General features: G+C 44.3%; 17 protein-coding genes and 2 pseudogenes. 8 read left to right on the top strand and 11 right to left on the bottom strand.

What is annotated here, in order from left to right; all coding sequences use genetic code 11:
* Positions 1–238 precede the first annotated feature (238 nt).
* From nudC to V7D75_RS00575, 7 genes are all read left to right on the top strand, one after another.
* Complete coding sequence (gene nudC / locus V7D75_RS00605) at positions 239–991, top strand: NAD(+) diphosphatase (protein ID WP_442968893.1); 753 nt, start codon at positions 239–241, stop codon at positions 989–991.
* Between the two features lie 121 nt (positions 992–1,112).
* The gene (locus V7D75_RS00600; protein ID WP_333612974.1) at positions 1,113–1,964 is read left to right on the top strand and encodes an RnfABCDGE type electron transport complex subunit B; all 852 of its coding nucleotides are present in this window, start codon (positions 1,113–1,115) and stop codon (positions 1,962–1,964) included.
* Positions 1,965–2,029: 65 nt separating this feature from the next.
* Positions 2,030–2,725 (top strand): endonuclease III, encoded by a 696-nt coding sequence (nth, locus tag V7D75_RS00595; protein ID WP_102077140.1) that lies wholly within the window; start codon positions 2,030–2,032, stop codon positions 2,723–2,725.
* Positions 2,726–2,779: 54 nt separating this feature from the next.
* Positions 2,780–3,376, top strand: a complete 597-nt coding sequence (locus V7D75_RS00590; protein WP_333612973.1) for a DJ-1/PfpI family protein — start codon at positions 2,780–2,782, stop codon at positions 3,374–3,376.
* 144 nt (positions 3,377–3,520) lie between these two features.
* Positions 3,521–4,687 carry a methionine adenosyltransferase gene (metK, locus tag V7D75_RS00585; RefSeq protein ID WP_333612972.1) on the top strand — a complete coding sequence of 389 codons (1,167 nt, stop codon included), beginning with the start codon at positions 3,521–3,523 and terminating at the stop codon, positions 4,685–4,687.
* 228 nt (positions 4,688–4,915) lie between these two features.
* Positions 4,916–5,212, top strand: a complete 297-nt coding sequence (locus tag V7D75_RS00580) for a DUF3144 domain-containing protein (protein WP_102077162.1) — start codon at positions 4,916–4,918, stop codon at positions 5,210–5,212.
* Between the two features lie 218 nt (positions 5,213–5,430).
* Positions 5,431–5,766 carry a hypothetical protein gene (locus V7D75_RS00575; protein WP_333612971.1) on the top strand — a complete coding sequence of 112 codons (336 nt, stop codon included), beginning with the start codon at positions 5,431–5,433 and terminating at the stop codon, positions 5,764–5,766.
* Positions 5,767–5,953: 187 nt separating this feature from the next.
* On the opposite strand, the gene V7D75_RS00570 is transcribed toward V7D75_RS00575, so the two are convergent.
* The 8 genes and pseudogenes from V7D75_RS00570 to V7D75_RS00535 form a co-directional block, all read right to left on the bottom strand.
* Positions 5,954–7,609: a BCCT family transporter gene (locus V7D75_RS00570; RefSeq protein WP_201541693.1), complete on the bottom strand. Its 1,656-nt coding sequence runs from the start codon at positions 7,607–7,609 to the stop codon at positions 5,954–5,956.
* Positions 7,610–7,982: 373 nt separating this feature from the next.
* Positions 7,983–9,498 (bottom strand): annotated as a pseudogene (locus tag V7D75_RS00565) (BCCT family transporter).
* 132 nt (positions 9,499–9,630) lie between these two features.
* Positions 9,631–10,881, bottom strand: a complete 1,251-nt coding sequence (locus V7D75_RS00560) for a PQQ-dependent sugar dehydrogenase (protein ID WP_333612970.1) — start codon at positions 10,879–10,881, stop codon at positions 9,631–9,633.
* A 204-nt stretch (positions 10,882–11,085) separates the two neighbouring features.
* Positions 11,086–13,683, bottom strand: a complete 2,598-nt coding sequence (clpB, locus tag V7D75_RS00555; RefSeq protein WP_333612969.1) for an ATP-dependent chaperone ClpB — start codon at positions 13,681–13,683, stop codon at positions 11,086–11,088.
* Between the two features lie 388 nt (positions 13,684–14,071).
* Positions 14,072–14,635 carry a L,D-transpeptidase family protein gene (locus tag V7D75_RS00550; protein WP_238060365.1) on the bottom strand — a complete coding sequence of 188 codons (564 nt, stop codon included), beginning with the start codon at positions 14,633–14,635 and terminating at the stop codon, positions 14,072–14,074.
* A 131-nt stretch (positions 14,636–14,766) separates the two neighbouring features.
* On the bottom strand, positions 14,767–15,546 hold the full coding sequence (locus tag V7D75_RS00545) for an SDR family NAD(P)-dependent oxidoreductase (protein WP_333612968.1): 780 nt from the start codon (positions 15,544–15,546) through the stop codon (positions 14,767–14,769).
* A 149-nt stretch (positions 15,547–15,695) separates the two neighbouring features.
* Positions 15,696–17,381, bottom strand: a complete 1,686-nt coding sequence (locus V7D75_RS00540) for an AMP-binding protein (protein ID WP_333612967.1) — start codon at positions 17,379–17,381, stop codon at positions 15,696–15,698.
* A 209-nt stretch (positions 17,382–17,590) separates the two neighbouring features.
* Positions 17,591–18,724, bottom strand: a complete 1,134-nt coding sequence (locus tag V7D75_RS00535; protein ID WP_333612966.1) for a DNA topoisomerase IB — start codon at positions 18,722–18,724, stop codon at positions 17,591–17,593.
* Between the two features lie 178 nt (positions 18,725–18,902).
* Between V7D75_RS00535 and V7D75_RS00530 the strand changes: the two genes are divergently transcribed.
* Positions 18,903–19,370, top strand: coding sequence for a GNAT family N-acetyltransferase (locus tag V7D75_RS00530; protein WP_333612965.1), 468 nt, complete (start codon positions 18,903–18,905; stop codon positions 19,368–19,370).
* 123 nt (positions 19,371–19,493) lie between these two features.
* Here the strand turns inward: V7D75_RS00530 and ppnP are convergent, their stop codons facing one another.
* From ppnP to V7D75_RS00515, 3 genes and pseudogenes are all read right to left on the bottom strand, one after another.
* On the bottom strand, positions 19,494–19,778 hold the full coding sequence (ppnP, locus tag V7D75_RS00525; protein ID WP_193031601.1) for a pyrimidine/purine nucleoside phosphorylase: 285 nt from the start codon (positions 19,776–19,778) through the stop codon (positions 19,494–19,496).
* Between the two features lie 212 nt (positions 19,779–19,990).
* Positions 19,991–21,086 (bottom strand): peptide chain release factor 2 gene (gene prfB, locus V7D75_RS00520; RefSeq protein WP_333612964.1). Its coding sequence is split into 2 segments (ribosomal slippage): positions 19,991–21,013 and positions 21,015–21,086, totalling 1,095 coding nucleotides; the frame shifts between segments, so codons are not numbered across the junction.
* 116 nt (positions 21,087–21,202) lie between these two features.
* Positions 21,203–21,307, bottom strand: a pseudogene (locus V7D75_RS00515) (HAD family hydrolase); the annotation flags it as partial.

The following is a 21,307-nucleotide window of genomic DNA, read 5'->3' as shown; positions in this document are numbered from 1 at the left end:
TAGTGTACTAGATAGGTGGTGGCCTGTGCAGGTTGAGTTACCACAGTCGGATATCGATAACTCAGCGTTAAACACTCATGACACTCATAGCACGCAGCCAACTGATCAAGTTGGACGCGTCACGCTATTTGAAAGCTTAGCGCCGACTCATTGGTTACCTAATGATGCTAGCCGTCAAAATGAAGATAGTTTGGTCGAAGTTGATGCTAATGCTTTTACGGCAAAAGCTACCATAGCGATGACTTATGATTATGCGATAGCTCATCATGTTACGTTGCCTAAAATCTTAGAACATACCGAGGTAGAAAGCCACGGTTTAACAAACAATAATAAAGAAAAAAATACTTTAGGTAATGACAAGTGTGCTTTTATTGCTTATCGTCTGCTTATTACACAGCTGCCATTTGCCTTGTCTGACCAACTTAGCCAAGCTATACAGTTGTTACGCTGGCAAGCAGACACGCAGTTTTGTAGTCGCTGCGCTACCCCAGTCGTCTCTGCTGCGCACGGTGAGCGTGCGATGGTCTGTCCTGTTTGCCGCTTACGCCAATATCCACGCGTGCAGCCGTGTATCATCACCGCTATTACCCGACCCAATCCGCAAACCGGCGTCATGCAAATTTTATTGGCGCACCATCATCGTTATGGACAACAAAAAACCCCTCAGCAAGCACTACAATATGGTTTGATTGCCGGTTTCGTAGAAGTCGGTGAAAGTTTGGAACATGCCGTGGTACGCGAAGTGGCAGAAGAGGTAAATATTAGCCTCAAAGATATTCGCTATGTCAGCAGTCAACCTTGGCCGTTTCCGTCTAATTTGATGCTCGGCTTTCGGGCGGCGCATGCGGGTGGTGACATCGTCATACAAGAAGACGAGCTGTCACACGCCGATTTCTTTGACTTGACAAATTTACCAAAAATACCGTTTAAAGGCAGTATTGCTTATGCGCTGATTGCGCAAATTGCTCATGAACAAGGCATCTCACTCTAATTGATATTTAATTTATAAGACCAAGATGCCTTTTATTAAATATCAATGCCCTTAATAAATAACGCTATTACCCTATTTTTTCATATTAGCACTTAGTACTAATATAAAGGTTTTACATTAAATGCAAAGCACTACCAGTAACAACAGCACTCTTATCCGTCTCACCAATTTGCCTATCTTGTTCGATAGCTTGGACATAGAGCGCTTGCCTGCCGCAACCCAAGCAAAGATTGCGCGTATTGACGCCTGCTTGCCGCAAACCCAATGCGGGCTTTGTGACCATGCCGATGGCTGCTTGCCGTATGCCGTGGCAATTGTTATCGACAATGAGCCTTATAATAAATGTGTGCCCGGCGGTCAGCCGGTGACCGATGCGATTGCGCAAATCATCAATCAAGATAGCAGCAATACACAACCGCTTAACGCTGAGCCGTCAAAATGGTCGATAGATGCCAGCTCGCAGCGTCCAGTAGAAGTGCGCGCGGTGATTCGAGAAGATGATTGTATTGGCTGTACCAAGTGTATCCCCGCCTGCCCAGTTGACGCCATCGTCGGGACTGGCAAGCATATGCATACTATTTTTACGGACTTATGCACGGGCTGTGAGCTATGTATCGCGCCCTGCCCAGTTGATTGCATAGACTTAGTCACCGTTGAGCGCACGCTGTCGGCAGCTGAGCGCACGCTTGAACAAGAGGATTTGCGCCAACGTTACCATACGCATTTAAGACGCGTTAGTAAGCAGCTAGCGGATAGCAGCAATAGCAAGCCGGTGGTCAGCATGGTAGAAGCCAAGCTAAATAATGCCGCCAGTCAATCGTTAAATATCAGCGAAGAAGAAGCAAAAAATACCATTGCCGCAGCTAAACTACGCAGTAAAATCAAGAAGTTAGAAAAGCAGCTGAGCGTGCGTCCAAATGAGAGCAAACAGACGGAGCTTGAAGCATTACAAGCTGAGCTTGCCCACCTTTAATAGCTCATCTCTAATTTTGAATAACCAATGAATAAAATAATGAATAAAACAGTGCTAACAATACCATGAGTAAAACCGTTAAACATAAAACTGCCGATACGCCGCCATCGAGGCGCATGCCCAATCGTGATGTGCGGCCGTTTTTTGAAAAATTGGCAGCGACGATTGATGAGCCAGTGACTGAGCTCAATTATAACAGCAACTTTGAGCTGCTTATCGCCGTCATATTATCGGCGCAGGCGACCGATGTCAGCGTCAATATCGCCACCAATCAGCTTTATCCGGTAGCGAATACGCCTGAGTCCATTTTGGCATTAGGCGAAGAAGGACTAAAAGCGTATATTAAGAACATCGGTTTATATAACGCCAAAGCCAAAAACGTCATCAAAACTTGCCGTGACTTGATTGAGAAGTTTGATAGCACCGTTCCTGATAACCGTAAAGATTTAGAGTCTCTAGCAGGTGTCGGGCGTAAGACAGCAAACGTGGTGTTAAATACCGCTTTTGGACAGCCGACGATGGCGGTTGATACCCATATCTTTCGCGTTGGCAACCGTACGGGACTTGCCACAGGTAAAAACGTCTTAATCGTTGAGAAAAAACTGCTCGAACGTATCCCAGATGACTTTATCGTAGATGCGCATCATTACTTGATTTTGCATGGGCGCTATACTTGTCAAGCTCGCACGCCAAAATGCGGCGCTTGTCCTGTTTATGAAGAATGTATGTTTAAAGATAAAGCCAAGTTTTTAGAGCTTTAAAGACTTTTAAAGATTTTCTTTCTAAGTACTTCAGCTTTAACTTAAGGAAGCAGGATGCAAACCCTGACCGCACTCGTATTTGACGACTTCGAAACTTTAGACTTATTTGGGCCTATTGAGCTATTTGGTAGCTTACCTAACGAGTTTCACATTCAGTTTGCGTCAATGAAAGGTGGTATTATTCATAACCATCATGGTGTTGCCTTACAAACTGTCGCAGTAGCAAAGTTAACCCATCAAACGAATATACTATTGGTCGTCGGCGGTAAAGGTACACGTCCACTGATTAATGATAGTCATTTTTTGCAGACCTTGACCATGCTCGCTGACAATGCCGACTGGGTACTTAGCGTATGTACAGGTAGCGCTCTATTGGCGAAGGCAGGTGTTTTGGACCATAAACGAGCGACATCGAACAAGCGTGCTTGGCAATGGGTGACCGAACAATCAGATCAGGTGGATTGGATAAAGCAGGCGCGCTGGGTCGTAGATGGCAAGTTTTACACTTCTTCAGGCGTCACGGCGGGCATGGATATGGCGCTCGGCTTTATTGCTGACAGACAAGGTCGCGATAGCGCAAAAGAAGTTGCTGACTATACAGAATACCGCTGGCAAGAAGATAGCCGACTCGATGATTTCTACAATAGTTAGCCGTCATGGCTGACACTAGAGTTTTACCTCGATTCACGGTAAAATACCATAATTTTTTGATTCACTTTTATCTTCTATTTTCCGTTAACATTTAATAATGACTGAGTTTATATATTACAGTCCCTGCAATTAAGCGATCCCATTATGCGCGAATACAACTTATTTACCTCAGAATCTGTGAGCGAAGGTCACCCTGACAAAATGGCTGACCAAATATCAGATGCTATTCTTGATGCCATCTTACGTGAAGACCTTCATGCCCGCGTTGCCTGCGAAACCTTGGTTAAAACAGGCGCTGTGATCTTGGCAGGCGAAGTGACCACGACTGCCAATATCGACGTTGAGCGTATCGTCCGTGACACGGTAAATGGCATTGGCTATCATCACTCAGACTTGGGTTTTGATGGTGAGACTTGTGCCGTGATTAATATGCTCGGTAAGCAGTCGCCAGAAATCGCCCAAGGGGTCGATCGTAGCAGTCCTGAAGAACAAGGGGCAGGCGACCAAGGTTTGATGTTTGGTTATGCCAGCAATGAGACTGAAGTATTGATGCCCGCGCCTATCGAATATGCGCACCGCTTGATGGAGCGTCAATCTGAGCTGCGCCGCGCTGGTGAATTGCCTTGGTTACGTCCGGATGCCAAAGCACAAGTGACCCTCAAATACGACGGCAATAAACCGATTGCCATTGATGCGGTGGTGTTATCAACGCAGCATGATCCAAGCATCTCGCAAACCGATTTGCAAGAAGCAGTCATGGAATCGATTATCAAACAAGTATTGCCAGCAGACTTATTGCACGCTGGTACGCGCTATCATATCAACCCAACTGGCAAATTTGTCATTGGTGGCCCTGTCGGCGATGCTGGTTTGACTGGTCGTAAAATTATCGTCGATACTTACGGCGGTATGGCGCGTCATGGTGGCGGTGCCTTTAGTGGCAAAGATCCCTCAAAAGTCGATCGCAGCGCTGCCTATGCAGTGCGTTATGTGGCCAAAAATATTGTCGCTGCCGGTATTGCCGATCGCTGTGAAGTACAAGTCAGTTATGCGATTGGCGTTGCTGAACCGACTTCGATTTCAATTAATACTTTTGGCACTAACAAAATCAGCAACGATGAAATTATCAGCTTGATTCGTAAACATTTTGACCTACGTCCTTATGGTATTACACGTATGCTCAATTTATTGCAGCCAATGTATCAGCAAACTTCAACCTTTGGACATTTTGGTCGCCAAGGTTCTGAAACTGCCTTTACGTGGGAAAAAACGGACAAAGCGGAAATCTTAAAAGCCGATGCAGGTTTATAAGACTGTTTACTTGTTTCCATTTTTTAGATGTATTCGGTCTTTATACTTATCAAGTTTAAAGACCGCCATGATATATTCAAATTTACTTACCATTCTTAGGAGTCGCTTATGTCTCAAGATAATATGCCAGACAATGCTCAAAATGACGCGCTAAACGACGCTTTAAATGACGCTTTAAATAATAGCCAAAATGACGAAATTGATACCGCTCTTGAAATCACTCCTGAAATGCAAGCGTTCTATCAACGTGCCGACGAAATCATTGGCGTCGCCAACAGTCAATTGGGCCCTAACGCTCACTCAGGTCAAGTCGGCGCGTCATTGCTGTATGCAGCAGCGCGTTATAGTGCGTCAGTTGCCTCGATTGGCTTTGTAAAAGGCGATGATTTTGCCAAAGAAAAAGACGATATCGTTGAGTTTTATACCAAACAATATCGCCAAATGTTAAGTGACAACTTGACTGATTACGCACAAAACTTTGATAAATATGTGCAGCTTAATAAAGAGGATAAACCTGCGCAGTAAGTTTATAAAAGCTCAAAGTTTATAGAAGCTCAGTCAAGAAACGTATAAGAATTAATATCAAAAGCCCAAGCCTTCGTAGCTTGGGTTTTTTATTGTTCTAATAATATGCTTATTAAATATCAGCGACGAATTAAAAAACGAATAGCACATTTGCTTTTTGTTTAAAACTGGCGTTTAATGCAAAAATAAATGATAAAAACGATATAAGGATATTTATTATGAGCGCGCTCTCTACTTTCAAACTTACAGTCACCATAAGCTTTACGCTAGCTTTAGCAGGTTGTAACAATATCAGCTCTAACTCTAACTCAAACCCGATGCCTGATAGCACGCCCATTCAGCCGCCCGCCTCTAACACCAGTCAACCTCCAAAAGGTCTGGTTGCCCAATGTCCAACCTTTGACCCTGCAAAAACCATGTGTACAGCGCAATACGATCCAGTCTGCGTAAAAACGCAAGTCGGCTCAGTGATAAGCTATCGTACGGCGGGCAATGCTTGCTCAGCTTGTAGCACCCCTGAAGCCATCAGCTATGTCAAAGGTGAATGTTTATAGTGACAGTGTGGCTGTAAAATTGTCGTTGTGAAAATGCTGCTGTTAAAACTGTCACTGTTAAAATTACCAGTTTAAAATCTATAAGCTATTAAATACCCATAAAAAATCCCAGCTCAAAAACTGGGATTTTTTATAGCTTTAACTACCTATATTTTTCAGAAGATTGATTTTTTAGTTAACTAAACACTTACTCATCAATCTTCTCAATGCTCGGCGGTCCGGTTAATAATTCCTCATCGCGGAACTCATTGGCAGAGTTGTGCTCAGCAGATTCTTCGGTGATAAACCATTGCTGATTACGATAAAGTATCAATCTATCACGGCTCAAACCACGTAGCAATGAATACATCATAATCACGATGACCACGGCAAACGGGAAGCCCGAGACGATAGAAGCAGCTTGCAGGGCGCCTAAGCCACCTGCTGCTAACAGCACCGCCGCGATAACCCCTTCTGTGCCAGCCCAAAATAAGCGCTGGATTTTTGGTGGATTGCTATCACCGCCTGAAGTCAGCATATCAATGACAAAACTGGCAGAATCTGATGAAGTGACAAACCAAAGCACAATCATTACCACGATAAGGCCATTTAGCGCCGCAGTCAGAGGATAAGACTCCATTAATTTAAAAATAGCACTACCGGTATCCGCGCGTACCGCTTCAACCAGTCCAGGATTTGCGATACTCGGGTCAACCGCTGCCATCAGCTCCATATGGACGGCCGAACCACCAAAAGCGGTGAACCATAAAAACAAAATAGTAATCGGGATTAATAACACCCCTAGAATAAACTCACGAATGGTACGGCCACGAGAAATACGGGCAACGAACACACCAACGAATGGCGACCAGCTAATCCACCACGCCCAGTAAAACACCGTCCATGAGGACTGCCAATTGGCCTCCCCCTCATAAGACTCTGTCCAAAGTCCCAGCGGAATCACTTGATGCAAATAATTACCGATATTCTCAAAGAAGCTGTTAAAAATAAACTGGGTAGGACCCAAGATAATCACAAAGCTTAACAGCACAATGGTAAAGAAAATATTGATATCGCTTAAGCGCTTAATGCCTTTATCAAGCCCCATCAATAGTGACAATCCTGCTAGCATGGTGATAATGACAATTAGGATAATCTGCACAGTAATATTATTTGGAATACCAAATAGACTATCAAGCCCTGAGTTAATCTGCAGCACCCCAAGCCCTAAGGTGGTGACTACGCCAAACATGGTACCAAATACCGCCAAAATATCGACCGTATGACCCATAGGGCCGTAGATTTTCTTACCGATGAGGGGATATAGGGTCGAGCGAATCGCCAATGGCAGGCCACGGCGATAATGAAAATACGCCAAAGATAACGCCACCATGCCATAAATCGCCCACACATGCAGGCCATAATGCAAGAAGGAGATATTCATCGCTTGCTTGGCAGCGGCAATAGTTTCAGGCTCGCCCAACGGCGGTGCCATAAAGTGATAGAGCGGCTCAGCCGTACCCCAATACAGCAAACCAATACCGATACCTGCCGAAAACAGCATGCCAATCCAAGACACCAGATTGTACTCTGGATCCTCGTTTTGGTGACCAAGCCTGATATCACCATAGCGGCTAAATATCAAATAGATACTCATCACCAACGTTAAGTTGACCACCATGATAAAAAACCAACCAAAGCGCATTGATACAAATGCCTTCGCTTGGCCAAACACTTCGCTTGCCAATTCGTTAAAAAAGGCACCGAATATGATAAACGCGAGGATTAAAATCGCTGAGGTTAAAAAAACAGGTCTACTTACCCGCGGGAAAGGGCCCAATCGGCCAACTTTAACATGATCCATTCAGTCGTCTCAATTTTTTAGGACGCCAACCTTAACAAGATATCTACAAACTATCAAATCGCGCCAGTCATCCGTTCATGGTAAAAATGAAAAACCCTAAGACAACGATGCATCTTAGGATTTTAAATGACAATTATTATATTGTGTTTTTAAGTAAAACCAACGGCAGCTAACTACATGATTGGCTTGATAAAAATGATTTTAAAGCCAATATTTTTAGAACCGCCAATAGTAGGTTTGCTTTAAATCAATCAGTGCGACTGGGATGAATTTTGCGTAGCCTCTGTGATAGCGGCAAGCAAGAAAAATTTATACCAGTTGCACGTGCTAACTCGCGTATCTATTGATCTCAAACCGACTATACGCAGCTTAATTAATCACCTTTAACAATTTTAGGCGGACCTTTTAATAAGTCCTCATCGACAAACTCACTGGCCGAATTATGGTCAGCTGACTCATCGGTAATATAACGCTGCTGATTGCGATATAAGAATCAAACCTTGCATCAGCGCCCAAAACAAACGCTGGATTTTGGGTGGATTGGTATCACCGCCCGCCGTCAGCATATCGATGACAAAACTGGCCGAGTCTGATGAGGTGACAAACCAAAGGACAATCATTACCACGATTAATAAGGTAATCGGTTTGGTCAATGGATAATATTCAACCAGCTTAAAGATGGCACTACCGTAATCGGCTTGCACTGCCGCGACCAATCCTGGGCTAACCACCTCAGGATTCATGCCTGCGAGCAGCTCCATCTGTATCGCCACACCGCCAAAAGTCGTAAACCAAAAAAACAAAATCGTCATCGGTATCAGCAGCACGCCAAATACAAACTCACGAATGGTACGTCCACGGCTGATACGCGCAATAAAGACACCGACAAATGGCGACCAGCTGACCCACCATGCCCAATAAAATATCGTCCAAGCTTTTTGCCAATCGGTATTACTATAGGCTTCGCTCCACGTCGACAACGTGACAATGTTTGCCAAATAATTACCCACGTTTTCTATAAAACTGTCAAAGATAAATAGCGTAGGACCTAAAATCACCATAAACGCCAATAAAATACCGGTCAGCCCCATATTGATATCACTAAGACGTTTGATACCTTTATCAAGACCAAGCATCAGCGAGCCACAAGCCAATGACGTCACAAAAGCAATGATAATAAACTGTATCGTCAAAGTAGAGGGAATACCAAATAATCCTTCAAGACCTGCGTTAATTTGCATAACGCCAAGACCTAAAGAGGTCACCACCCCAAACATCGTCCCGAATACGGCTAAGACATCGACCGTATGCCCCCATTTACCATAAATCCTTTGTCCAAGAATAGGATAAAGGGTTGAGCGTATCGATAACGGCAAACCACGGCGAAAATGAAAGTACGCGAGCGACAGCGCAACGATGGTATAAATTGCCCATGCATGCAGCCCCCAATGCAAAAACGACAGATTCATCGCTTGTTTTGCCGACTCTAAGGTTTCTGCCTCACCAAGCGGCGGTGCCATAAAATGATATAAAGGCTCAGCCGTCCCCCAATACACCAGCCCAATCCCAATGCCCGCCGAAAAAAGCATCGCAATCCATGAAAATAAGCTGTATTGCGGTCGCTCCGTCTGTTTGCCTAGACGTATATCGCCATAGCGACTGGCAGTCAGATAAATACAGAATACCAATGCCATATTAAACAAGATGATAAACAACCAGCGGAATTTTTCGGCGATAAAAGCCTGTAAGAAGCTAAAAAGTGTTGCTGCCGTTTCAGAAAATAACGAACCAAAGATAATAAAGCCGACTATTAAGACACTTGAGGTAATAAACACCGGTTTATTTACCTTTGGAAAGGGCCCAAGTTTACTTACTTTTACTTCGTTCATTGGCTAAAACCTTAAATTTAAGAAAGGCTACCTTAACAAAATGAGCCTTAATTATCAATTTACTACAAGATAGGGGCGGTTAGACTCTTTTATTAGTAATACGACTCGCAGTTTAACTAGTTATTTAAATAGCTATTGAGGTAGCAATTGCAGCAGCCTACCTTTATCGCCATCTTCTAATAACCAAACTTGCCCATCGACAGTTAAGACACTACGAATTCGTTCACCCATATTATAGCGGTAGCGTTCGGCAGCGCCGTTCTTGCCATCAAACTTAACCACGATAAGCGCTTTTGAGGATAAACCACTGATAAGCGCATTATCTTGCCACGCTGGGAAATCATTATATTTACCAGTCTGATAAATGCTCATCGACGACGGTGATATTACAGGCGTCCACGATATCTTTGGCGCAGCAAAATCAAGGCGCGTATCATGATCAGGGATATCCGTCCCGGAATAATTGCGTCCGTTCGAGACCACGGGCCAGCCGTAATTATTGCCTTTTTCTATCAGATTAAATTCGTCACCGCCCCTCGGTCCCATCTCATGCGCCCACAGCCTACCTTTATCATCGAACGCCATACCAAGTACGTTACGATGACCAATCGTCCAAAATTGGGTAGCAATGTCGCTACCATTTTGCGCAAATGGATTATCGGCTGGCACTGAACCATCGGCATGTAATCTGATAATTTTACCCAAATTCACACTCATATCTTGTGCTGGTGTTTTTTCTTGACGCTCGCCTGAGCTGATATATAAATACTGCCCGTCAGGTGAAAAAAGCAAGCGATGGCTATAATGCCCTTGTCCTTTTAGTTTCGGGGTTTGCTCCCAGATGGGCGTTACGGCTTGCAAGCGTGGCGCGTCAGTATCTAAGCCCGTTAATGTAGCCTTGATAACTTTTGCCCCAAATTTATTGCTATCTACGCCTGTGCCCGCCTCGACATAGCTAAGATATATATTGTTAGAAGTAGCAAAATCTGGTGCAAGAATGATATCGCCAAGTCCGCCCTGCCCGCCATACGCTACTTTTGGTATGCCAGTCACCGCTGCCTTGACACCTGTTGCTGTATCAACAATCAAAAGCTCGCCTGCTTTTTGGGTCATAAGCAGTTTGGGTGGCTGATTATGAATGCGAGGTAATGCGGTCATTGCCCAAGGTTCATCGAAGCTAGCGACCGTCTTGGTTGTAAAGGCGGGTTTTTCAGTATTTGATGCTGAGTTATTAGCAGCAGCTTGCCCTTCTTTATACTCGGTCAAATCTTTATTGGTATTGACGGCGGCAGGATTGGAGCACGCAGAAGCACTAAACAGCAGTGATGTCATGACTAATGATAATAGTAATGGCGTATTTGTTGATTTCTCATTGATTATCATCCTGATGTCATCTCCCTTAACTTTTTCATATTCTTATATGGGCTATCATTATTTATACCATAATCAAAGCGCGCAAATGGTAAATAATGTCGGCACAAAAAAAACCCTTACCTGACTATATAAAAATAGGCAAATAAGGGATTTTTGGTTTCTACCGTTCAGCAAATGACATTTAACCAATGCACGTTAAAACGAACGTTTATTTTAGCTCATTCTAAGCTTATCAAAGGTCAACTTATCATCAGCGCCGACATCGATTTTGATGATATCGCCTGGGACGAAATCACCGGCCAGCAGTTTGAGTGACAATGGGTTTTCGATCTCTTGCTGGATAGCACGTTTGAGTGGACGCGCACCATACACAGGGTCATAACCCACTGCGACCAGTTTATTCATCGCATCTGCCGACAGCTCGATATCCATTTCACGCTCTTGAATACGTTGACGTAAGCGATCCAATTGAATATCGGCAATGCCTGCCATCTGCGACATGCCAAGCGGATGGAAGACCACAATTTCATCAATACGGTTGACGAATTCTGGGCGGAAATGCTGCCCGACCGACTCCATGACTTCCGCTTTGATATCCTCGTAGCTTTCACCGACCATTTCTTGGATTTTATGCGAACCCAAGTTACTGGTCATGATAATGACGGTATTTTTAAAGTCTACCACGCGGCCTTGCGAGTCAGTCAAACGACCATCGTCTAGCACTTGTAGCAAGATATTAAACACGTCAGGATGGGCTTTTTCGACCTCATCAAACAATATCACGCTATAAGGCTTACGGCGTACCGCTTCGGTCAACGTACCGCCTTCTTCATAACCGACATAACCTGGAGGCGCGCCCACCAAACGACTGACGCTGTGTTTCTCCATGTACTCACTCATGTCGATACGAACAATTGCATCCTCACTATCAAACAAGAAGTTCGCCAGTGATTTGGTCAATTCCGTTTTACCGACACCCGTTGGTCCAAGGAACAAGAACGAACCTGAAGGACGATTCGGGTCGGACAAACCAGCTCGGCTACGGCGTACGGCATTGGCTACCGCTTCGACTGCTTCATCTTGACCGATGACGCGCTCATGGAGTTTTTCTTCCATCGCCAGCATTTTGTCACGCTCACCCTGCATCATCTTGCTGACTGGAATGCCAGTCGCAGCCGCCACGACCTCGGCGATTTCATTATCAGTAACCTTATTACGTAGCAGTTTTACACCGCTATCTTCACCGCTCTGTTCTTTTTGCTCTGCCAAATCAGATTCAGTAATACGGCGCTCTAGCTGCGGGATGGTTTCATACTGCAGCTTACTCATGGTCTCGTAGTCGCCTTCGCGGCTGGCTTTATCATAAGCAATACGCGCTTTGTCCAGCTCGTCTTTTAGCTGCTGACTGCCTTTAACCAACGCTTTTTCCGCTTGCCAAATCTCATTAAGATCGGCGTATTCTTTTTCTAGTTCCTCGATTTGGTTATCAAGCACTTTACGTTCTGCTTGAGCGCCCGCATCTTCTTCGTTTTTGAGTACTTCGCGCTGCATCTTGAGCTGAATCAGACGGCTATCAAGCTTACCGAGAGATTCAGGTTTACTATCCATCTCCATGCGCAAACGACTTGCTGCCTCATCAACCAAATCAATCGCTTTATCTGGTAGCTTGCGATCAGTGATATAACGATGACTCATGCGCGCTGCTGCAATGATAGCACTGTCTTGAATATCGACGCCGTGATGCAGCTCATAACGCTCTTTGAGACCACGCAAAATCGCAATGGTATCTTCGACCGTTGGCTCATCGACCAATACTTTTTGGAAACGACGCTCAAGGGCAGCATCCTTTTCGATAAATTGACGATACTCATCCAAAGTTGTCGCACCAACGCAGTGCAGCTCACCACGCGCAAGCGCAGGTTTTAGCATGTTGCCTGCATCCATCGCGCCTTCTGACTTACCGGCGCCAACCATGGTGTGCAGCTCATCAATAAATAAGATGACATTACCTTCTTGCTTTGCCAAATCACTCAGAACCGCTTTGAGACGCTCTTCAAACTCACCGCGGAATTTTGCCCCCGCAATAAGCGCGCCTAAGTCTAACGACAGCACTTCTTTACGGCGTAGTCCTTCTGGCACATCGCCATTGATAATTTTTTGCGCCAAGCCTTCAACGATGGCGGTTTTACCAACACCTGGTTCACCGATGAGCACAGGGTTGTTTTTGGTACGACGCGATAGCACCTGAATGGTACGGCGAATCTCTTCGTCACGACCAATCACCGGATCGAGCTTACCAAGCTCCGCCTGCTCAGTTAAATTAATGGTATATTTATTCAACGCATCACGCTGATCTTCGGCATTTTGATTATTCACCGTTTCATCACCTCGCAACTGCTCAATGACCGCTTTTAGCTTACTTGCCGTCACCCCAGCATTTTCAAATATTTTTTTGGTGTCGCCTTGCTCAGCAAGTGCCAACATCACCCATTCAGTGGCAATAAAATCATCACCCTCTTTTTGCGCTTGGCGATCGGCCAAGTTCAAAATCTTCACCGAATTTGGGTTTAGATTAACGTCACCAGTTGGCTCGCTAATTGTCGCTTGATTGTCGAGCGCCTTTGCCACGCCATTTTTTAATGCTGGAATAGACGCGCCGGCTTGCTGACAGATAGATAAGTTAGACTCATCTTGTAGCAATACGGCCAGCAAATGCACAGGGTCAATCCCAGTGTGGTCGCGACCTAGCGCCAAACTTTGGGCTTCTTGAATCGCTGACTGCAATTTTTGGGTAAATTTCTCGAATCTCATAGTGTGTCCTTTAATAATTAATAGTCGTTTGTATCTGATAGTCGCTGCGGCTTTTTATAAGTATTAAGATGCCGCAAGCTTTTCGTTGTTATCTATATAAGGTTTGTTGAGTAATATTTCAATGTTATTTTAACTATTGTCAATAGTATTTATTGACTTATTGGTATCGACCTATGCAGCACATATATGAGCAAAAACAAAATCTGCAAAAAAATTAAACCTTACTCATAACAATGATATAACGTTAAAGTATTAATAGGCACATTTATAAGAGATTTCAAGAGAGATTAGTAAAGAAAAATTAGGAAGTCTTGAGACTGTACAAACACAGAGAAATGTATTTTAGCGGACGACTAAAACAGTCAAATGCGGGAGATTAACAAACTATTTATTCTACAATTTCGATCGGTGTACCAACCTTTACCGCAGCCATGATTTCATCCATCTCATCATTGGTCACGGCTATACAGCCTTCCGTCCAATCGCGTTGCTGGTTCAGTAGATCCAATGCACCAAAACCGTTTTTTTGCCCATGAATCATGATATCACCGCCAGCACTGACGCCTCGCGATTTGGCTCGGGCTTTATCGGTAGTATTTGGATAACTTATGTGGATAGAGCGGTAATATCCAGATTTTTCATTTTTATAATCGAGTGTATAGCTGCCAACAGGGGTGCGCTGGTCACCTTGTTGCTGCTTATGTCCAATAGGATTACCACCGAGCGCAATATGATAAGTTTTAATCATCTTATTATCGCTTAACAACTGCAAGGTACGAGCGGATTTATCGACAAAAACTTTATCAACCACAATATTGTTAAGCATGGCTTGTTTGTTCTCTGAAACACCCTCAGCAGCAACGGCACTCGTGCTAATAATGATAGCGAAGCTAATACCCATGACAATAAATAACCAAGGTGAATATTTACTATTTATATTGAAAAAAGACATAGCTTTTGCTTCTTAAAGGTAAGCGTTCATTGATAAGATCATCTTTGATAAGATAGCAAAAGACTATGCCAAGTTTATGCAAACGTTATTAATTAAACTTAAATTTGCTGCAATCAAAATCTAAAATCACCTTACACCATACGAATTGCACCATCTAGGCGAATCACCTCACCATTCAAGTAGGCATTATCAATGATATGCGTGACCAGTTTGGCAAATTCATTTGGCTTGCCTAAACGCTTCGGATAAGGCACGCCTGCTTCTAACTGCTCGCGCGCTTTTTCAGGGATACTCTGCATCATCGGTGTGGCAAAAACACCAGGTGCGATGGTCATGACGCGAATACCGTGACGTGCCAGCTCACGCGCTAGCGGTAAAGTCAGGCCAACGACGCCCGCTTTCGATGACGAATAGCTGGCTTGCCCTACTTGCCCATCAAAAGCCGCGATAGATGCGGTATTGATAATGACACCATTATCAGCATTCTTCTCTACACCACTGCTATTTACTATTCGCTTAGCAATACTGGCCGCCACCAAACGTGCCACGTTAAAAGAGCCAACGAGATTGATATTAACCCCGCGGCTAAAAGCATCAAGATCCGCTGGGTTATTTTCGCGATCAAGCAGCTTTTGTACGACAGCAATACCTGCACAGTTAATAGAACCTTGCAGACCGCCAAATTCTTTTTCCGCCATCTCAACAGCCGCTTGTACCTCATCACCACTGGTCACATCACAACGTACAAAACGTACATTGTCACCCAGCTCATCAACCAAAGCTTGCCCCGTTGATTCGTTTAAATCAGCAATGACGACCTTGCCGCCTTGCGCGACGATAGCGCGAACCACCGACTCACCCAAGCCTGATGCACCGCCAGTAACCAAAAAGCTGTGTTGTTCAATTTGCATAATTATTCCTTTAATCGAGGTTTTTACTGGTATTTTTTAAGCTAACCATAATGAATTCACTGTAAAATAGATACAGTGCGACTGGGATGAATTTTTCGTAGCCTCTGCCGTAGTAGCAAGCAAGGAAAATTTATACCAGTCGCACATCATTATACCCCTGTCGATTTTGGTAATTCCGCGACAAATTCAACCTCACGCGGGTAAGCATGCGTCGATAGACGTTTACGTACCAAGTCTTGAATCTCTTTAGCAATCTCATCCGTCCCTTCGATGCCATCTTTTAGCACCACATAAGACTTAATCGTATGACCGCGCACCTCATCTGGTATGCCAACTGCTGCGGATTCTGCCACTGCCTCATGCTCAAGCACGGTATTCTCCACATCTGTCGGCCCTACGCGGTAACCTGCTGTAATGATAATGTCATCATCACGCCCAGAAAACCAATAGCTACCATCGCTATGGCGCTCGACCACATCGCCAGTCAAATAGTAATCATCCACAAAGGCGTCTTTTTCATTCCAGCTATAACCGCGGAAATAAAACGCAGGCGATTGGCTAACCACTACGGCAAGCTGTCCTTGTTCACCATCAGGCAATACTTGCATGTCATCACCTAATACGACGAGCGTGTGACCCGGTAGCGCCATGCCCATCGAACCAGTAGGACATTCATGTGCTAATGCATGGTGCGCACAGCAGGTCATGCCCGTCTCTGTTTGACCATATTGGTCCTTTACTTGGCAGTTTAAATAGGTTTCAACCCAATTAACGACTTCAGTATTTAAAGTTTCGCCTGCTGAATTGGCACAGCGCAGTGATAATTTGCCATTAGCAGTATTGTGAGCTTCTTCAAACACACCGCTAGATTTCATCATCCGAAACGCCGTTGGCGAAGAGGCCAAATTGGTAATCTTATGACGCACCATAAAGTCAAGAGTATTAGCCGCATCAAAGCCCGTCTCGTTAAAGTAAGTCGTGACGCCCATCAGTAAAGGTCCCGTAATCGCGTAATATAGCCCATACGCCCAGCCGGGATCGGCCATATTCCAGTAGTTATCATCGGCGCGCAAGTCAATCGCATAGCGCATATACAGATAAAAAGCAGATAGCGCTGATAACGGCACACTGACGCCCTTTGATTTACCGACAGTACCCGAGGTAAACATTTGCAAAAACGGCGCATCTTCGTTGAGCAAGACCGCCTCTAGCGTTTGCGGCTGGGTCGCCATCATCTGAGCATAATTATCATCAGACCATTTGCTTTCATTATCAGCTTGCGCATTATTCTTACTGCCAACCATGACCATTTTGGTTTGCTCGGCTAAGTCTTCAAATTTACTACGATTATCAATATTGGTAAAAACCACTTTGGTATTGGCTTTATCCATGCGGTATTTAATCGAATCATAGCCAAAAGCGGTAAATAGGGGTTGATAGACTGCGCCAATCCGCCAAGTCGCTAGTACAATGGTGAGCAGCTCAGGGGTACGCGGTAGCATGGTCGCTACTTGGTCGCCAACTTGTACGCCGTAGGATGTTAATAAATTGGCCACTTGCGCACTGGCTTTATCAAGCTCAGCAAAAGTCATGCGCGTCACATTGCCAGCGGTATCTTCATGCACTAAGGCTAGATTATCGCCGCGTCCATCACGCACATGACGACCGCAGCAGGCCATATAAGCATTTAAACGGTCATCTAAATGCTCGCCATAGATTTCTGCTAATAACGCATTCATATCAAAGTCATGATAGTAATCGCTGTAGCTCGTTGGTGTATGGGCAGTATCTTTAGCAGAGTTTGCGGACGAATGATTCGAAGATGTGGTGTTCATAAGCTAATCCTTTAGCAATAGAGAGTCGCTGACAATAGACGATATCAGCACTTTATTAGAAGTCAAACAGTCCTATCCTAGTAACCATTTGCTCTTATGGTTTGCGCATATAAAAATGCGTATGCTCTATTAGTAACGCATTTTAATATTTATATCAATACATAACGTATCATTTTCATAAATTAATACGAGTTTTGCTAAAAATAAGTTTATTGGATAGCACTTAAAAAGCCTAGCAGCGCTTTCTCTTCACAGCTTTGATATTGCTTGGTACGGCCACGGCGCGCTTGTTTATAACACTCAAAAAACTGCCCTGCTAAAAAGCGCTCAATAATAATAGGATTGATATAAGACGCTCGGCAAACAGCAGGCGTATTGCCAAGCTCTTCTGCGACTTCTTTGACCATATCAACGACCAGCTGCTGGCGCTCATTGCTATTAGGCTCACTGGCTAATATGTCTTTGCCGTCAGTAGTCTGCAGCTCATCGTATAAATAACTGGCAGCAAGGACGCTTGCCATCCAAGTACGAAAATCCTTGGCGCTATATACATTGCTGCTGTATGTCTTACTCTCACTATCATGACCGCAAGTATGCGACCGTATATAGTCATTGATATCGCTACTATCGACGACTTGCTTATCACTATTATCATCTAAATATTTAAAAATTTGATAACCAGGAAGCTCAGAGCAGGCTTGTACAATCTCAATTAAACGCTCGTCTTGCAGTTCAATATGATGCTCTTTAGCGCTTTTACCCACAAAATCAAACGCCAAGCCATTATCCGTTTCGCTGACGTGCTTGCTGCGTAAGGTGCTTAAGCCATAGCTTTTATTGAGCTTGGCATAGCGGCTATTACCGATACGAATTAAGGTGGTTTCCAGCAATTTAACCACGGCGGCAAGTACATTGGCGCGTGATAGTGGCGCTGCTTCCAAGTCTTTTTCGACTTGCGCTCGCAGGTTTGGCAAGGTTTCAGCAAAGCCTATCATCGCTGCAAACTTAGCTTGATCACGGACGCGGTCCCATTCAGGATGATATAGGTACTGCTTGCGCGCTTTATCATCGCGGCCTGTCGATTGCAGATGACCTTTATCATCTTGGCATATCCAAACCTCTGACCACATCGGTGGTATCACCAGCGCATCAAAACGCTGGCGTAACGCTTTATTTTTGACCGTTTTGCCGCTGGCGTCTTTATAAGTAAAGCCGCGGCCCCAACGCCTGCGCGTAAACCCTGGCTCATCATCGCTAACGTAGCGTAAGTTGGCCAAGCGCGCCAAATGTTCATAATCATGGCGTACGTCTTGCGTGGTCGTTTGGTCATCTAGCTTCGCCATAAAAAATACTCAATTAATCAAATTGTCGTTTTAGCATAATGAATTGCGACTATTTTTGCTGTTTGTTTGCCACAAGCAAAGTGTAATCGATGTGTAAAACACCACTTTAAAAGGTTCTAAACGATGAGATTTTAAGCCATAATTCGCTGAACTCCACAACTTAAGTTAAATAAACATCATGGAAAATACTTCGATAAAAATAGCCCCATTATTTATAGCCCCACTGTCTAAAGCTGATTACGATGCTTGGTTAAAATTGTGGCAAAGTTATTTAACTTTTTATAAAACTCGTCTGCCGCCAAGTACCACAGAAAAGACATGGCGCAACCTGCTTGAAAGCGATGTGCCAATTTATGGCTTTGGTGCGTGGCAGGACGACAAGTTAGTAGGTATCACGCATGTGGTACTACATCCCAATACTTGGAATACGACAGAATGTTGTTACTTAGAAGATCTGTATGTTAGTGAGTCTGTGCGCGGACAAGGCGTAGGACGCGCACTGATTGAACAGGTGTATGAGTTTGCCAATAACAAAAACTGCAACCGTGTGTATTGGACGACGCAAGAAGGCAATGCGACGGCGCGCAAACTCTATGATGCAATCGCTACTAAAACGGATATGGTGCAATATCGTAAAGACCTATAACTTTGATTGGCTCTATGTTGTCAGTCTACTATCTTTAAATTTATTCAGAATAATACGCACAAAAAAACGCCAAGCGTTAAGCACTTGGCGTTTTTTTACGACACAAATCTAAACTAAAAATGATTATTTACCATAAGTACATAAATAAGCACTTTCAACGTCTACTTTTACTTGAAACTTCTGGTTGGCTTCAACGGTAAATTGCTCGCCCGCATTAAAGGTTTGCCACTCATCACTTTCTGGCAGTTTTACCGTCAATGCTCCACTGACTACGCTCATGGTTTCAAATTCGCTAGTACCAAACTCATACTCGCCAATTTCCATCACGCCAACAGTAGCTGGCAGGGTTGCCGTTTGAAAGGCGATAGAAGTCACTTTATTATCAAAATAGTTATTAACGCTTGGCATAATTTTCCTTAAGTCGTTTCGTTTAAAGTCTGATTAGTGATTAAATAGCAGCAATAGGCTATCTATAACAGCATAGCAATTTAATAAAGAACACTCGGCTCTGTTGTTCGTAAACTCTCAAAGTCGCTCGTTTATCTTTATTAAATCGCCTTTATAATAGGCTATTGCTGTTCCTTTTATGTATAGCAGTCGATAGTATTTATGGACTAAATTTACAGCCCAGCTTTTAAGCTTGCTACAATAAATTGATCGAGGTCGCCATCTAATACCGCGCCAGTATTAAAGGTTTCAACACCAGTACGCAAGTCTTTTATACGCGAGTCATCGAGTACATAAGAGCGGATTTGACTGCCCCAACCGACATCAGATTTATTATCCTCAACCGCTTGCTGGCTCTCCATGCGCTTTTGCATTTCAAGCTCATATAACTTGGCGCGGAGCATTTTCATCGCGGTCGCTTTGTTACCATGTTGGCTACGCTCGTTTTGACAGGTGACCACCACGCCACTTGGCTCGTGAGTGATACGCACCGCAGAATCGGTGGTGTTCACGTGCTGACCACCCGCGCCTGATGAGCGGTAAGTATCGATACGCAAATCGGCTGGATTGATATCAATCTCAACGTTGTCATCGATTTCAGGTGAGACAAAAACGGCGGCAAAGGAAGTATGACGACCATTATTACTATCAAATGGCGATTTACGCACTAAGCGATGCACGCCAATTTCGGTACGTAACCAACCAAAGGCATAATCGCCTTTAATCTCAATCGTCGCTGACTTAATTCCAGCGACACTACCTGACGATACTTCGATAACTTCGACTTTAAAGCCATGCGCCTCGGCCCAGCGCGTGTACATCCGCAGCAGCATTTCTGCCCAATCTTGCGCTTCGGTGCCGCCACTACCTGACTGAATATCCAAGTAGCAATTGTTTGGATCCATCTCACCGCTAAACATCCGGCGGAACTCTAAATCAGCAACGCGTTTCTCTGCATTGTCGAGCTCTGCTTGCACATCCGCAAGCAAGGATTCGTCTTCTGCTTCTACTGCTAAATCAAGCATGGCAGCAGCATCTGCCAAAGTCGTTTCAAGCGAAACCACCACGTCGATGACGCCATCAAGCTGGCTTTTTTCTTTATTAATCTTGGTCGCGCGCTCTGGATCGTTCCATAGCTCGGGGTTTTCCAGTTCTAAATTAACTTCCTCTAAGCGTTCTTGCTTACCATCGAAGTCAAAGATACCTCCGAAGGTCCTGTCCACGCTCAGATAAATCTTTGATACGCTCTTGATAGGGATTGATTTCCATAAAGTTTCCTGTCTTTTTAAATAAATATCTTACTGATATGGCGCTATTTTAAATGAGATTGATGCTAAATAGTTGGCTAATTAATACTGCCTTTATATTAAATAGCTATAGACCAGCTAAATCGACCAATCTTCTACTGCCCAGCGATGGGCCAGCGCGTGCGCATGCAGGGCATCATCGGGTGACACGCAGATAGCCACATCCGCCCATTCGAGTAATGG

The sequence above is a fragment of the Psychrobacter sp. genome, from assembly GCF_036731945.1.
In the GTDB taxonomy this organism is placed as follows: domain Bacteria; phylum Pseudomonadota; class Gammaproteobacteria; order Pseudomonadales; family Moraxellaceae; genus Psychrobacter.
Note: the sequence above shows the minus strand (reverse complement) of the source record. Positions and strands in the feature narration are given on the sequence as shown.

Excerpts from the sequence above, each read along its gene's own strand:
- V7D75_RS00600 (WP_333612974.1), top strand. The coding sequence starts at position 1,113 with ATGCAAAGCACTACCAGTAACAACAGCACTCTTATCCGTCTCACCAAT.
- metK (WP_333612972.1), top strand. The coding sequence starts at position 3,521 with ATGCGCGAATACAACTTATTTACCTCAGAATCTGTGAGCGAAGGTCAC.
- V7D75_RS00545 (WP_333612968.1), bottom strand. The coding sequence starts at position 15,546 with ATGCAAATTGAACAACACAGCTTTTTGGTTACTGGCGGTGCATCAGGC.
- V7D75_RS00550 (WP_238060365.1), bottom strand. The coding sequence starts at position 14,635 with ATGTCTTTTTTCAATATAAATAGTAAATATTCACCTTGGTTATTTATT.
- clpB (WP_333612969.1), bottom strand. The coding sequence starts at position 13,683 with ATGAGATTCGAGAAATTTACCCAAAAATTGCAGTCAGCGATTCAAGAA.
- V7D75_RS00535 (WP_333612966.1), bottom strand. The coding sequence starts at position 18,724 with ATGGCGAAGCTAGATGACCAAACGACCACGCAAGACGTACGCCATGAT.
- V7D75_RS00570 (WP_201541693.1), bottom strand. The coding sequence starts at position 7,609 with ATGGATCATGTTAAAGTTGGCCGATTGGGCCCTTTCCCGCGGGTAAGT.
- ppnP (WP_193031601.1), bottom strand. The coding sequence starts at position 19,778 with ATGCCAAGCGTTAATAACTATTTTGATAATAAAGTGACTTCTATCGCC.
- V7D75_RS00530 (WP_333612965.1), top strand. The coding sequence starts at position 18,903 with ATGGAAAATACTTCGATAAAAATAGCCCCATTATTTATAGCCCCACTG.
- V7D75_RS00590 (WP_333612973.1), top strand. The coding sequence starts at position 2,780 with ATGCAAACCCTGACCGCACTCGTATTTGACGACTTCGAAACTTTAGAC.
- V7D75_RS00580 (WP_102077162.1), top strand. The coding sequence starts at position 4,916 with ATGCAAGCGTTCTATCAACGTGCCGACGAAATCATTGGCGTCGCCAAC.
- nudC (WP_442968893.1), top strand. The coding sequence starts at position 239 with ATGACTTATGATTATGCGATAGCTCATCATGTTACGTTGCCTAAAATC.
- V7D75_RS00560 (WP_333612970.1), bottom strand. The coding sequence starts at position 10,881 with ATGATAATCAATGAGAAATCAACAAATACGCCATTACTATTATCATTA.
- V7D75_RS00575 (WP_333612971.1), top strand. The coding sequence starts at position 5,431 with ATGAGCGCGCTCTCTACTTTCAAACTTACAGTCACCATAAGCTTTACG.
- nth (WP_102077140.1), top strand. The coding sequence starts at position 2,030 with ATGAGTAAAACCGTTAAACATAAAACTGCCGATACGCCGCCATCGAGG.
- V7D75_RS00540 (WP_333612967.1), bottom strand. The coding sequence starts at position 17,381 with ATGAACACCACATCTTCGAATCATTCGTCCGCAAACTCTGCTAAAGAT.